Origin of the sequence: Paenibacillus sp. SAFN-054 (genome assembly GCF_051966755.1) — a bacterium.
Taxonomy (GTDB): Bacteria; Bacillota; Bacilli; order Paenibacillales; family Paenibacillaceae; genus Paenibacillus_AQ.
Genome location: NZ_JBQCKS010000001.1, coordinates 401,043 through 414,879, shown reverse-complemented (window position 1 = coordinate 414,879; position 13,837 = coordinate 401,043). Strand labels below are relative to the sequence as shown.

Here is a 13,837-nt window from a genome sequence, read left to right as displayed (position 1 = left end):
TGAGATGGCCCTTTTCAATCATTTTCTATTACCCCTATTCCGTTGGATTGACTCTACCTTGTTAATGCGGGAGCTGCATTGGTGTGCGGGACGATCTCACCCTTGATGTACCAGGTCATCGCATCCGTAATCTTAACGCGGACAAAGCTGCCGATCAGCTCCGGTCCGCCTTCAAAATGGACCAGCTTGTTGGTACGGGTGCGCCCGGCAAGCACGGAGGCGTTGTTCTTGCTCTCGCCTTCCACCAGCACTTCGACGATCTGACCGCGAAGGTTCTCGTGACTCTTGCGGCTGTGCATCTCGATGGCGCGGTTCAGACGCTGGAGTCGTTCCTTCTTCATCTCCATCGGCACATTGTCTTCCATGGTCGCGGCTGGAGTTCCTTCTCGCGGCGAGTATATAAAGGTATATGCCGAATCGAAGCCCACCTCATGAACGAGAGACAGCGTTTCTTCAAACTGCGCATCCGTTTCGCCTGGAAAGCCTACGATGATATCCGTGGTGAGAACTGCGCCGGGAACGGCGGCTTTGATTTTGCGGACAAGCTCCAGATAAATTTCCCGGGTGTATTTCCGTCCCATAATTTTCAGAACTTCGCTGCTGCCCGATTGCACCGGCAGATGGATATGCTCCACCAAATTGCCGCCTTTGCCGAGCACCTCGACCAGATGGTCATCAAAATCCCGCGGATGTGAAGTCGTAAACCGGATGCGCGGAATGTCGATTTTGCGAATATCGTCCATCAGATCGCCGAAGCTGTATGTCATATCGGTAAAATCCTTGCCATAAGCATTGACGTTTTGTCCGAGCAGCGTTACTTCCTTGAAGCCCTGGCGGGCCAGTTCGCGAACTTCGGCAATGACGTCCTCCGGTCTGCGGCTGCGTTCTTTTCCTCGGGTCATCGGAACGATACAGTATGTACAGAACTTGTCACAGCCGTACATAATGTTGACCCAGGCGCGCAGTCCTTCCCTTTTCTTCGGCAGGTTTTCAATGATATCGCCCTCTTTGGACCATACCTCGACCACCATTTCCTTGCTGAGCAGCGCTTCCTTGATGAGATGCGGAAGTCTGTGAACGTTATGGGTTCCGAAGATCAGGTCCACAAAGCCATGCTTCTGCATGATGCGGTTGACCACATTCTCTTCTTGGGACATGCACCCGCAAACGCCAAGGAGCATATCGGGCTTTTCCCTCTTCAAATGCATCAGATGCCCGAGTTCCCCAAACACTTTGTCTTCGGCATTCTCACGAATCGCGCAAGTATTCAGCAGGATAATATCCGCTTCCTTCCGCTCTTCCGTGGACGTATAACCCATTTCTTCCAGCATGCCCTTGATCGTCTCTGAATCATGCTCGTTCATCTGGCATCCGAAGGTATATACAATGTAATGCTTGCCTTTGCCGATCTCCCGAAGGTCTTCGGGGATTGCTGTATCGTACAGCACCTGGACATCTTCCCGGCGGCGCTTCTTGCTCTGTCTATGGTTAGGCTCCGAAATAATATGAATCTCCCGGCCTTTGATCCGGATGGTCTTGCCATGTTCATCCTCGGACAGGACCTTGGCATCGGAAAAATCAAAATATTTGGAGTAATCCTTGGTTTCCTTGGCCATGCTGTCGATCACTCCTTCAATTCCCTTAGGAACAAACCTCAAGCCTAAATAGGCATTCCAATAAATTATACCATGAACTTTTCCTGTTATCTACTTTCCGGCACCTCCAAAAGCAACAAAAAACGGGAGATTTCTCTCCCGTTTTTCTCTTGAAGCAGTCTATATAGTGATACCGTATTAGTCGATAATTTCAGCGGTATCCCCGGTTTTCACTCCGGCCGCATTGCCTTCATCGGTATCGATATGCATGTCCAGTGCAAAGGAATCCGACACGCGTGCGATGACGTTCTCGAATACGACGCCACGTTCGCCTCCGACGCGCACCTTCAGCATTTGCTGATCGGCAATTCCCATTTGTTGTGCATCCGAGGTATGGAAATGAATATGGCGAGCAGCAACGATCACGCCCTGCTCCAGTTCGATTTCACCCTTCGGACCTACGACTTTGACTCCAGGCGTTCCTTCAATATTTCCGGATTCGCGAACCGGTGCCTTGACGCCGATCGCAAAGGAATCGGTGCGGGAAATTTCCACTTGGCTCGCCTTGCGGGCTGGCCCCAAAATTCTCACCTTATCGAATTGCCCCTTCGATCCGATCACCGCTACCGTTTCATTAGCGGCAAATTGGCCCGGCTGGGACAACGGTTTAAACTCAGTCAACTGATAGCCTTCTCCAAACAAAGCCTCAATATGTTCTTGGGTAAGATGAATATGTCTTGCAGATACGCCAACAGGTACAGTTTTACTCACGTGGATCACTCCTTATTTTTTCTCTATGATCTGTACGCCAGACATCATTATACATCCTTTTACCCGAAAATAAAAAGACGCTACCGCTTATGCGGGCGTCTTTTCGGCTTTTTATTTGAATTCCGCTACAAGATTGTCAAATTGTTCGCGCGATAGGAGCGCTTCCTGCCGCACCAGCGGCTCCTCCCGGAAGCCTGGCACCAGGTTCTCATAGCTCTTCTTGTTTTTGTCCTGATAAATCAGTCCGGTGACCATGCCCCCGGTCTCCATCAGTGTGGTCATCGCCGCAATCCGGCTCGACGGGTCGTAATCCGGCATGGAATCGAGCGGCACGATATTGTCCTTGAACCATTCGTACGTATTGACCTTGTTAAAGGTCACGCAGGGACTGAATACGTTAATAATCGAGAAGCCCTCATGCTTGATCGCTTCCTCCACGAGCGCTGTCAGCTGTTTGATATCGCTGGAGAAGGATTGCGCTACAAACGTCGCGCCTGCAGACAAAGCCAGCTCAAGCGGAGACAGCGTCGTTTCCACCGCGCCCTGCGGTGTGCTCTTGGTCACGAAGCCTTCCGCGCTGCGCGGGGAGGTTTGGCCCTTGGTCAAACCGTAAATCTGGTTGTCCATGACGATGTAGGTCATGTTAATGTTTCTGCGGATGGCATGGATCGTATGCCCCATCCCGATCGCGAAGCCGTCGCCGTCCCCGCCTGAGGCGATGACGGTCAGATCCCGGTTGGCCAGCTTGACGCCTTGCGCAATCGGGAGTGAACGGCCGTGAATGCCATGAAATCCATAGGCATGAATATAGCCTGAAATGCGCCCGGAACATCCGATGCCTGAAATGACCGCCAGCTGTTCGGGCTCGAGGCCCGAGTTGGCTGCTGCACGCTGAATGGCGGCCTGGATGGAGAAGTCCCCGCAGCCCGGGCACCAGTTCGGTTTGATATTGTTGCGAAACTCTTTGAATGTAGCCATCGTTATACCAGCTCCTTACTCGCCATACAGGCATTTCTGCACTCGTCCGCCACAATGGAAGGAAGGAACGGGTTGCCGTCGTACTTCAGCACGCTCGTCACTTTGTCCCGGCTTCCGACATGAAGCTTAATCAGATCTGCCAATTGGCCCGTTGCATTATGTTCAAGAACGATGACCTGTTTGGCCTTCTCTACATAGCGCTTGACGGATTCGGCCGGAAACGGATGCAGCAGTCTGACCGTCATCTGATTCGTCGTGATTCCTTCTTGTCCCAGCATGTTCCTAGCCTGCTGGATCGTGCCGCCCGTTGATCCCATGCCGATAATCAAGAGCTCAGGCTCTTCGTAAGGCGCGTCGATGTGAATCGGGTTTTCCACCGTAATTCGGTCCATTTTCCCCAGACGCTTATCCATCATCAGCTTCCGGTTCACGGCGCTTTCCGATGGACGACCGCTTTCATCATGCTCAACGCCCGTGACATGATGAATGCCATGCTTCTGGCCCGGAAGCACCCGTGGTGATACGCCATCCTCTGATAGCTCGTATCGTTTGAACAAATCCCCAGCTGCAAGCTCCGGAGCTTCCTCTACGAGCTTTCCGCGGTCGATGCAGATCCGGTCGTAATCCAGAGGCTCGCAGGACTGCTTGCCCAAAGACAACTGCAAATCGGTGACCACGATCACAGGCAGCTGGTACTTGTCTGCCAGGTTGAATGCTTCGATCATATCGTAGAAGCATTCTTCGATGGAGCTTGGAGCCAGTACGATCTTGGGAATTTCGCCGTGGGTGCCGTGAATCAGGGCATTGATGTCGCTCTGCTCCTGCTTCGTCGGAAGTCCCGTGCTCGGCCCTCCACGCTGCGTGTCGACGATCACGACCGGCGTCTCGGTCATTCCGGATAAACCGATCGCTTCCATCATCAGGGACAAGCCTGGGCCCGCAGAAGCCGTCATGGAGCGGACACCTGCATAGTTTGCACCGATGGCCATCGTGATGGCGGCGATTTCATCTTCGGTTTGAACAACGGTTCCCCCGACTTTAGGCAGCTTCTTGATCAGGTATTCCATAATTTCCGAAGCCGGCGTAATCGGATAGGCGCTCATGATCCGGCAGCCCGCGGCAAGCGATCCCAGCCCGATCGCGTCGTTGCCGATCATGAACAGCTTCTGCTTGCCGTCGGCCGGCTCCAGTCTGAAGTCCTCCAGCGGACCTCCAGCCAATTCAAGCACGTAATCCGCGCCGCTCTTCACAGCCTCGATGTTTTTCTCCACGACTGCTGCGCCTTTCCGGCCAAATTCCTCTTCGACGGCTTTGTTGAATACGTCCATCGGCAATCCGAGGAGCGCCCATGACGCTCCGGAAGCAACCATGTTCTTCATCAGAGAAGTTCCAAGTTCCTCTGCCAAGGACGTGATCGGCACGGGAAATAGACGTGCATCGGCGCCTTCCGGCAGCAGCGGTCCAAATTTGGCGTCCGCAATGACCACGCCTCCGGGACGAAGCTCATGTGCATTCAAATCGATGCTTTCCTGGTCAAAGGCGACCAGGATATCCAAATCATCCGCAATCGCCCGAATCGGCCGCGTACTGATACGAATTTTATTATTGGTGTGTCCACCCTTAATCCGAGACGAAAAGTGGCGGTAGCCGTAGAGGTAATATCCGAGCCGGTTGAGCGCCGTCGAAAAGATCCGATCCGTGCTCTCCACGCCTTCCCCTTGCTGCCCGCCTATTTTCCATGATAATTGACTGATCAAAAAAGCCCACTCCTTCTACCGCTCCCTGCGTGCCATCCGATTATCACCCAGGCACGATACCCAAAAAACGGCTAATAATTATGTAAAAGTTTATGAGGAACCGAAGCAAATAGCAAGGTTTTTTTGCATGTCCTGCATCATGGCATATCGCTCCGGTTCACGCTTTATTTGCTGTCCGGTGCCCCTTTTTCCGGTAAATGTTTGCTTAAATAAGACAACGCATTTCCCGAAAACCATTGGCGAACCAAATTCTCCGGATAATGCCTGCATAGCAGTTCAGCAAACGCCGGAAATTTCCCCGGATGCTCCAAATCCTGGATCCAGGTATCGATACCGTCGAAATCCGATCCGATCATAAGGCTCCCGGCTCCGCCAAGCGCGCAAATATGCTCGATATGTGGCAAAAGCTCTTCCGGCCGCACCGGCTCCTCTCCGCCTTCGCGGACGAACCAGGGCACAAAGGTCATTCCAATGCGGCCATCCATAGCGATGATCGCACGGATCTGCTCATCGTTCAAATTCCGCGGGTGCATGCATATTGATTTGGCATTGGAATGGGAAGCTATGAATGGTCTGGACGATTGCTCGGTCAGTTCCCAAAATCCGGTCTCGGAAAGATGCGACACATCCAGCAGCAGCCCCAGTTCGTTGCTTAAATCAATCAGCTTTCTGCCCTTTTCGGTAAAACCGCCCTTGCGCTTCTCAAGCACACCATCCGCCGCCCAGTTCGCATAGTTCCAGGTGATGCCGAGAAAGCGGACTCCCAGCTCATAGCACATACGCACATAGAACAAACTGCCTTCGAACCCATCCGCCCCTTCTACCGACAAGAGGCCCCAAGGCTTGCTGCGGGCGCCCATCGGGCTGCCAGCCGCTTGGATCTCTTCAGCTAGCATAGATGCCTCTTCCCTCCACCGAAGCCAGCGTACCCCCTCTGCCGTCGTCATAACCCTTGTCTTGAAAGCGTCGATCTGGTCCAATATAAACTCGTAGCGGGGGATTCCCCATTGCTCGGACAAAAAAATAGCAAAACACTGCAGCGATACATCACCCTGAACGAGGCGTTCATAGGTTACGTCGAGCTTGGGGTCGTTCAGAAAGGATATGCCCGCATCCTCCCTCAATTTACTCAACACGTCGCAATGAAAATCGATTACGGGAATGCTCATGACGACATTCTCCTTTCTTTTTTCGATGATGAATGCAAAAAAACCTGTCTATCCCATATAAACTGAATGCAAGTCTGAGGGAAGCTCCCTCACATACGCCGACTCGATTCAGCTTATATCAATAAACAGGTTTCAACAACGATTCATGCCTACCGACTCATCTAGGTTCCACAATCAGCTTGATTGCGGTCCGGTCTTCCCCATCAATCACAATATCCGTAAAGGCTGGAATGCAGATCAGATCAACTCCGCTTGGCGCGACGAATCCCCGGGCAATGGCAACCGCTTTAATGGCTTGATTTAGCGCTCCCGCTCCGATTGCCTGCAGTTCAGCAGCACCACGTTCACGAAGCACGCCAGCTAGAGCACCGGCAACAGAATTTGGATTGGACTTTGCTGAAACTTTTAATACTTCCATGGTAAGTACCTCCCCTGGGAATGATGAATGGTTCGCTTCCACATACTAGATGTTATTCGTGAGTGGTAAAATAATTCCTTCTTTTTGTCAATTTTACCTGTAAAAATACATCGATAGTCTTAGGCTTCCATTTCTCATTCCCTATAGAGAGATTCCTTAGTCCATAATCCAGTCGTCCTCAAGCAAACGGATCTTTTCCATCTTTTTCGCCTTTCCGGTCGCGTCATCCAGCTGCACGAACAGGCCGTGGAACTGCCACTTTCCTTTATCCACCTGGAATCTGACGGGCAGCTGAGTTTTGAACTTGCGCAGGACTGCTTCCCGTTCCATTCCCAGAATCCCTTCCTTAGGTCCCACCATGCCAGCATCCGTCAAATAGGCCGTTCCTTCGGGCAAAATCGTATCGTCATTGCTCTGCACATGAGTATGTGTACCTACCACGATGGATGCGCGTCCATCCAGATGCCAGCCCATGGCGATTTTTTCCGAGGTCGCTTCGGCGTGAAAATCGACAAGGATGCATTTATGCTTCTTGCGCAGCTGATCGACAATCTCATCGCTTTTGCGGAATGGACAGTCAATCGCAGGCAAAAAGGTCCGGCCCTGCAGATTCACAATCGCCAGCTCCTTCCCGTTCGCCTTAATGATCGTATGCCCTAAACCAGGCGTTCCCGGCGGAAAATTCGCAGGACGAATCATCCGAGGCTCGTCATCGATAAAATCAAAGATCTCCTTGTTGTCCCAAGTATGGTTGCCCATTGTGATGCCATGGACGCCCCATTCAAAAAATTCCTTGGCGATTGTTTCCGTGATCCCGCGCCCGGAAGCCGCATTTTCCCCGTTGACGATAATGATGTGCGGGTTATATTTCGATTTGAGAGAAGGCAGTGTGTCCTTTAACGCCTTTCTGCCTACGCTTCCTACGATGTCTCCAATAAATAAAACGTTAATAACGTTCTCCTCCTTCATTCATGTCTGCTTACTTTGTAAAAAGATGAAAAGTGGCCGGAAGTTCGCGGCCACTTTTCAAATAAGCAATTATTTAGCGTATTCAACGGCCCGGGTTTCACGAATAACAGTAACCTTAATATGTCCCGGATAATCCAGTTCATTTTCGATCGTCTTCGTAATATCCCTTGCCAAGCGGAAAGCTTCCGCATCATCGATCTTCTCAGGCTGTACCATGACGCGAACCTCGCGTCCGGCTTGAATCGCGAACGATTTTTCTACACCCTCGAAGGATTCGGAGATTTCCTCGAGCTTTTCCAGACGTTTGATATACGTTTCAAGCGTTTCACGTCTTGCTCCCGGTCTCGCCGCGGATAAAGCATCCGCCGCGCCAACCAGCATTGCGATAACAGAAGTTGCTTCTACATCACCGTGGTGCGATGCAATACTGTTGATAACCACCGGATGTTCCTTGTATTTCTTCGCCAGTTCCACGCCAATTTCAACGTGTGATCCTTCCACTTCATGATCCAGCGCTTTACCGATGTCATGCAACAGACCGGCACGTTTGGCGAGGACGATGTCTTCCCCAAGCTCTCCGGCCATCAGACCTGTGAGGTAAGCAACCTCCATGGAATGCTTCAGGACGTTCTGTCCATAGCTGGTACGGAATTTCAAGCGGCCCAGGATCTTGATGAGATCCGGATGCAGTCCGTGAACTCCCACCTCGAAGGTCGCCTGTTCGCCGTATTCGCGAATGCGTTCGTCGACCTCTTTGCGTGATTTTTCCACCATTTCTTCAATCCGTGCCGGATGAATCCGGCCATCCGATACCAGTTTCTCCAAAGCGGTACGGGCGATTTCACGACGGATCGGATCGAATCCTGACAGAATAACGGCTTCAGGCGTATCATCGATAATGAGATCAATACCAGTAAGGGTTTCAAGTGCACGGATGTTACGGCCTTCACGACCGATAATCCGACCTTTCATTTCCTCATTTGGCAATGTCACGACAGACACCGTCGTCTCAGCGACATGATCGGCAGCGCAGCGCTGAATGGCAAGAGTCACGATTTCGCGTGCCTTCTTGTCCGCTTCCTCCTTGGCTTGCTGCTCGATGTCCTTGATCATTTGAGCGGTTTCATGCCGTACTTCCTGTTCCACATTGCTCAAGATGATGCTTCTTGCATCCTCCATCGTCAGATTGGAGATGCGTTCCAATTCAGTGACCTGGCTCTTGTAAATCAGATCAATCTGCTGTTGTGTCTCTTCAATGCGCTTCTCTTTGTTAGCCACTTGTTCTTCTTTGCGTTCCAGCGATTCAATCTTTTTATCCAGCGACTCTTCTTTCTGCAACAATCGTCTTTCCTGCCGTTGAATTTCATTCCGACGCTCACGAGTGTCTTTTTCAGCTTCGGTACGGATTTTATGGACTTCGTCCTTAGCTTCCAATACCGTTTCCTTTTTCAGTGCTTCAGCTTCCTTCTTCGCATTTTCAACAATATTCAATGCAGCTTGTTCAGCACTAGAAATTTTAGCTTCTGCAAGAGATTTGCGAATAAAATATCCAATCACGAACCCCAAGAACAATCCGGCAACAACGAGAATGATCGAAAGCCATGCAGGCATAAGTTCACCCCCTCGTTGGTTCCTCCAAGGTATTCCTTGGGATTTTTGTACAGTCGTTCAATCAACACGTTCATCATCATACACAAATCGTAAGTCAACGATTCTTATCTCCCGTTCATCACGGGCATTATCCATATGAATTGGCGCTACTGAATCTTACAGAAACGAGCCTTTCTTGGAAGGAAAAAGGGTTTCTTTTCGGTACAAGATTCATATTCATTTTAGTATTTGTCAAAAGATATTGTCAAGAGAGTGCATTTCATAATATGTTAACTTCTGCCTCAGTCGAATGAAAAATACTCCATATCCTCTTCCGCTTCCCCATTTTCACGAATCAGCTGGTTGATGACCTTGCGAACTTGTTCGCCTGAGAAGCCTCTTCGCATTAAAAATGCGCCTGTTTTCCGCTTCCTGTCCACGACTTCCCCGCGGGTCTGATTCCATTTTTTCCTTCCGACGACCAAACAACTCTCATATTCCTGTTCTTGACTTACCTCAGCCAGCGCCTCACCGATCAGAGCCTTGTCAACGCCCTTCTGACGCAGTTCCTGCCTGACCCAAGCTTTCCCCTTCCGCTGGCTCGTAATGCGCTGCTCGGCCCACTGCTTCGCGTACAGCTCGTCATTAATCAAGCTCTCCTGCTCCAAGCGCTGAAGAGCATGCTCAATCACGGCCTGCGTATACTCCTTCTCCCGCAGCCTGTCGGCCAGCTCCTTTCGCGTACGCTGCTTGTGCTCCAAATATTTCAGTGCCTGCACATAAGCCCGCTGCTTCTCGTCGGCGACGACGATGTCCTCCAGCTCCTGCTTCGTAAACACATTGCCTTTCAGCATCCGGTACTTGATCATAACATCTTCATGAATGGACAGCGTGTATTCGCCAAAAGAAATCAAATACCGTCCCTTCTGCCTGGGCTGCCGCTCCACAGCCGTTATGACCAGTTCCTGACCGTCAGGGAAATGAGATATATCCATCAGATCTTGCTGCCTTTGCAGCCCTTGTTCCTGCATATCGTCTCCCCCTGATCACGATTCTTTATTTAAAAGCATGTAGTCTTCGCAGGTACATCCCTGTAGTGCCTACCCAAGCAGGTATGCAAAAAGGCACCCTGGACAGGATCACCAGGGCGCCTTCTATATAGGCTAACGACTATTCAAGCTCCAGCAATTCCTGTTCTTCCTTCTGTTCTTCTTCCAGCTCGCTGGACGAAGGCGCAGGAACCAGAGTCGTAAGATTGCTTGCTTCCCGAATCTTGTTCTCGATCACATCGGAAATTTGCGTGTTTTCTTTCAAAAACTGCTTGGCATTCTCACGGCCTTGTCCCAAACGCTCACCTTCGTAGGAATACCAGGCGCCGCTCTTGTTAACGATATCCAGTTCGGTACCGATATCAATGATGCTGCCTTCCTTCGAAATCCCTTCGCCGTACATGATATCAATCTCAGCCTGTTTAAAAGGAGGAGCCACTTTGTTCTTTACGACCTTGATGCGGGTACGGTTACCTACGACATCGTTGCCCATCTTGATGCTCTCGATCCGGCGCACGTCAAGACGTACCGAAGAATAGAACTTCAAGGCACGGCCGCCTGGAGTTGTCTCCGGATTACCGAACATAACGCCAACCTTCTCGCGAAGCTGGTTAATGAAGATCGCAATCGTCTTCGATTTGGCGATTGCACCGGACAGCTTGCGCAGAGCCTGCGACATGAGACGCGCTTGAAGACCCACGTGGGAATCACCCATTTCGCCTTCGATCTCGGCCTTAGGCACAAGTGCCGCTACCGAATCGACTACAACGATATCTACAGCGCCGCTGCGTACAAGGGCTTCAGCAATCTCCAGCGCCTGTTCGCCTGTATCCGGTTGGGACAGCAGCAGCTCATCGATGTTGACCCCAAGCTTGCTTGCGTAAGAAGGATCGAGTGCATGCTCAGCATCGATAAATGCAGCTTGTCCACCCGTCTTCTGAACTTCGGCAATGGCATGGAGAGCCACTGTCGTCTTACCGGATGATTCCGGTCCGTATACTTCAACAACACGGCCTCTTGGAAGACCGCCAATACCTAATGCTATATCTAAAGCCAAGGAACCGCTGGGAACAACTTCCACTTGCATATGAGTTGACTCACCCAACTTCATAATTGAACCTTTACCGAATTGTTTCTCTATTTGACGAAGCGCGACTTCCAGCGCAGCACGACGATCTGACAATAAACTCACATCCTTCACCGTTTATATATATATCATACCTTGTTTTGGAACGTTTGCCAAGCATTTTTTCGAACATACATTCGTTTTTTATCCCGATCATACCCCTTCCGGCTTTTCGCCGCAGCCCCGGGAAAAGAAAAGAACCGCAGCAAAATATCGAATTTGCACGGTTCTTCCGTATACCTATATTATACCTCTTTCACACCCTATTGTACAACTTCGTCCGAAGCAGATTCCGGCTTGTGGGAGACGAGTCTCAGCCACAAATGATGAAGAAGGGTCTTGACCGTCCGAATCCGGATCGTTTCGCGGTTTCCGTTGAACCGGAGCTCGAAGACCTCCGTTTTCTTACCGCGTTCCGCGAGTCCGACATACACGAGTCCGACAGGCTTGCGCTCCGAGTATCCGGGGCCGGCGACTCCGGTTACCGAAAGGCCGAAATCGCTGTCCGTGATCATTCTGACATGCTCGGCCAGCACTTCGGCGACTTCATGGCTCACGGCTCCGGGAGCTTCGTCGCCTTCAAGCAGCGCATGCGGCACATGGAGAAGCTTTTCCTTCATGGCATTGGAGTAGCATACGATGCCGCCGAGAAACATTGTGGCACTTCCCGGAATCGAGGTGATGCTCTCCATGAGCAGCCCGCCCGTGCAGCTCTCCGCCGCGCTGAGCGTAAGCCCCCGGTCCGCCATCATGTCCACGATGATTTTTTCGATCGGCACGTCCGTGCTGGCATACAAATGCTTAGGAAGACGCTTCTGGATTTGCGACTCGAGCGCCTCCAGCTTCTTCATCGCCTCTAGCTCGCTGCTTGCCTTGGTCGAGATGCGTACCGAGACCTCGCCTTCCTTGGCATAGGGCGCGATGGTAGGATCGCTCTGCGCCTGAATCAGATCGAGCAGCTTATCTTCCAGCAGCGATTCGCCGATACCGGCGAATTTCAGCATTTTGGAATAGATCGGCATTTCATCCGTCAAGGCATGCTGGAGCAGCCACGGTTTGACCTGTCCTTCGAACATCGGCTTCATTTCTTTTGGAGGACCCGGCATGACGATGTAGAACTTATTCTCCTCTGCAATCGCGATCCCCACCGCAAGGCCCGTATCATTCGGAAGCGGTGTGCTGCCGTCAATGACGAGCGCCTGACGTCGGTTGTTCTCGGTCATATCGATCCCCCGATTGACGAAGAACTTCTCCACCTGATCCATGGCCAGACGGTCGATATGAAGGGAACGGCCCAGCACAGCTGCCAAAGCGTCCTTCGTGAGATCATCCTGGGTAGGGCCAATGCCTCCGGTTAAAAGCAAGATATCCGCTCGCTGTGCGGCATTCTCAATCGCATGTTGGAGACGCTGCATGTTATCCCCGACGACCGTCTGGTAATATACATCGATTCCCATTCCCGCTAGCTCCTGGGACAAGTATTGCGCGTTTGTATTCAAGATTTGTCCAAGCAGCAGCTCGGTGCCCACTGCAATGATTTCGGCTTTCATGCTGTCATTCCTCCTCTAAAGTTGCTTTTCTATATCTCCCTATTCTTTACCACACGAAGCGCCCGAAACAAACAGGCGCCCGCATTGGAAAGAAAAAGCAATAGGATAGCCCTATTGCCAATTACGCATTCGTCAGCCGAAGCAGATGTTTGTTTTTTACAAAATAATCGATTCCCGAATAAATCGTGATGATCGCTGCCGCCCACGTCGCAATAATATCCAGCGGAACTCCAATCAGCTCAAACGGGAAATTGTTGATCAGCATGAGCACAATGGCGATGATCTGAATCACCGTCTTGACTTTGCCCCACTTGCTCGCCGCTACGACGGAGCCGTCCAGAAGCGCGATCTGGCGGAGTCCGGTAACGGCAAATTCGCGGCTGATGATCACGACAGCGATCCAGGAATCGCATTTGCCCATCTCGACGAGAGAGATCAAAACCGCGGCCACAAGCAGCTTATCCGCCAAGGGATCAAGCAGCTTGCCCAGATTCGTTACCATGTTGTTCTTGCGTGCCAAATAACCGTCTATACCGTCTGTGCTGGCTGCCACGATAAAAATGAATACCGCAATCAACTGATTCAGGGGCAGCTCGTATGAATTCCAGACCAAAGGTTCCGGGTAGAAGCTAAAGTCCACCAGAAGAAACACCATCATGATCGGAATCAGACATATTCTTGCAATGGTAATACGGTTGGGCAAATTCAATGTACACCCTCCCCGGATAAAACAAACTAAAAGTATAAGATTCAAAAAATTCGGTACGATCGTACCGGAACAAACTATGTAAAAACGTTCTTATTACACTAATCCTCACAAGTATAATATAACGTTTTATCACCTGTCAAAAACATGAAGCGGCAG

The 13,837-nt window shown here is 51.0% G+C and carries 12 protein-coding genes; all 12 read right to left on the bottom strand.

Annotated elements, in window-relative coordinates; translation table 11 throughout:
• Nucleotides 1-53 precede the first annotated feature (53 nt).
• Nucleotides 54-1,616: a tRNA (N6-isopentenyl adenosine(37)-C2)-methylthiotransferase MiaB gene (miaB, locus tag ACTHPM_RS01940; RefSeq protein ID WP_440393498.1), complete on the bottom strand. Its 1,563-nt coding sequence runs from the start codon at nucleotides 1,614-1,616 to the stop codon at nucleotides 54-56.
• Between the two features lie 177 nt (nucleotides 1,617-1,793).
• A complete protein-coding gene (gene pduL / locus ACTHPM_RS01935; protein WP_440393497.1) occupies nucleotides 1,794-2,366 on the bottom strand; it encodes a phosphate propanoyltransferase in 573 nt (190 codons plus the stop codon).
• A gap of 111 nt (nucleotides 2,367-2,477) precedes the next feature.
• Entirely contained in the window at nucleotides 2,478-3,344 is an 867-nt protein-coding gene (locus ACTHPM_RS01930) for a 2-oxoacid:ferredoxin oxidoreductase subunit beta (RefSeq protein WP_440393496.1), read from the bottom strand.
• A 2-nt stretch (nucleotides 3,345-3,346) separates the two neighbouring features.
• Complete coding sequence (locus tag ACTHPM_RS01925; RefSeq protein ID WP_440393495.1) at nucleotides 3,347-5,101, bottom strand: 2-oxoacid:acceptor oxidoreductase subunit alpha; 1,755 nt, start codon at nucleotides 5,099-5,101, stop codon at nucleotides 3,347-3,349.
• Between the two features lie 164 nt (nucleotides 5,102-5,265).
• Nucleotides 5,266-6,270, bottom strand: coding sequence for a dipeptidase (locus ACTHPM_RS01920; protein WP_440393494.1), 1,005 nt, complete (start codon nucleotides 6,268-6,270; stop codon nucleotides 5,266-5,268).
• Nucleotides 6,271-6,427: 157 nt separating this feature from the next.
• On the bottom strand, nucleotides 6,428-6,688 hold the full coding sequence (locus tag ACTHPM_RS01915) for a stage V sporulation protein S (RefSeq protein ID WP_006286829.1): 261 nt from the start codon (nucleotides 6,686-6,688) through the stop codon (nucleotides 6,428-6,430).
• A gap of 156 nt (nucleotides 6,689-6,844) precedes the next feature.
• Nucleotides 6,845-7,657, bottom strand: a complete 813-nt coding sequence (locus ACTHPM_RS01910; RefSeq protein ID WP_440393493.1) for a TIGR00282 family metallophosphoesterase — start codon at nucleotides 7,655-7,657, stop codon at nucleotides 6,845-6,847.
• A gap of 69 nt (nucleotides 7,658-7,726) precedes the next feature.
• Nucleotides 7,727-9,268 carry a ribonuclease Y gene (gene rny / locus ACTHPM_RS01905; RefSeq protein WP_440393492.1) on the bottom strand — a complete coding sequence of 514 codons (1,542 nt, stop codon included), beginning with the start codon at nucleotides 9,266-9,268 and terminating at the stop codon, nucleotides 7,727-7,729.
• 281 nt (nucleotides 9,269-9,549) lie between these two features.
• Nucleotides 9,550-10,278 (bottom strand): regulatory protein RecX, encoded by a 729-nt coding sequence (locus ACTHPM_RS01900; RefSeq protein ID WP_440393491.1) that lies wholly within the window; start codon nucleotides 10,276-10,278, stop codon nucleotides 9,550-9,552.
• Between the two features lie 139 nt (nucleotides 10,279-10,417).
• On the bottom strand, nucleotides 10,418-11,479 hold the full coding sequence (gene recA / locus ACTHPM_RS01895) for a recombinase RecA (RefSeq protein ID WP_440393490.1): 1,062 nt from the start codon (nucleotides 11,477-11,479) through the stop codon (nucleotides 10,418-10,420).
• 206 nt (nucleotides 11,480-11,685) lie between these two features.
• Nucleotides 11,686-12,972: a competence/damage-inducible protein A gene (locus ACTHPM_RS01890; protein ID WP_440393489.1), complete on the bottom strand. Its 1,287-nt coding sequence runs from the start codon at nucleotides 12,970-12,972 to the stop codon at nucleotides 11,686-11,688.
• 121 nt (nucleotides 12,973-13,093) lie between these two features.
• Nucleotides 13,094-13,681, bottom strand: coding sequence for a CDP-diacylglycerol--glycerol-3-phosphate 3-phosphatidyltransferase (gene pgsA, locus ACTHPM_RS01885; RefSeq protein WP_440393488.1), 588 nt, complete (start codon nucleotides 13,679-13,681; stop codon nucleotides 13,094-13,096).
• Nucleotides 13,682-13,837 lie beyond the last annotated feature (156 nt).

Coding starts and splice junctions, on each gene's coding strand:
- ACTHPM_RS01900 (WP_440393491.1), bottom strand. CDS start 10,278: ATGCAGGAACAAGGGCTGCAAAGGCAGCAAGATCTGATGGATATATCT.
- miaB (WP_440393498.1), bottom strand. CDS start 1,616: ATGGCCAAGGAAACCAAGGATTACTCCAAATATTTTGATTTTTCCGAT.
- rny (WP_440393492.1), bottom strand. CDS start 9,268: ATGCCTGCATGGCTTTCGATCATTCTCGTTGTTGCCGGATTGTTCTTG.
- ACTHPM_RS01910 (WP_440393493.1), bottom strand. CDS start 7,657: ATGAAGGAGGAGAACGTTATTAACGTTTTATTTATTGGAGACATCGTA.
- ACTHPM_RS01915 (WP_006286829.1), bottom strand. CDS start 6,688: ATGGAAGTATTAAAAGTTTCAGCAAAGTCCAATCCAAATTCTGTTGCC.
- ACTHPM_RS01920 (WP_440393494.1), bottom strand. CDS start 6,270: ATGAGCATTCCCGTAATCGATTTTCATTGCGACGTGTTGAGTAAATTG.
- ACTHPM_RS01930 (WP_440393496.1), bottom strand. CDS start 3,344: ATGGCTACATTCAAAGAGTTTCGCAACAATATCAAACCGAACTGGTGC.
- ACTHPM_RS01890 (WP_440393489.1), bottom strand. CDS start 12,972: ATGAAAGCCGAAATCATTGCAGTGGGCACCGAGCTGCTGCTTGGACAA.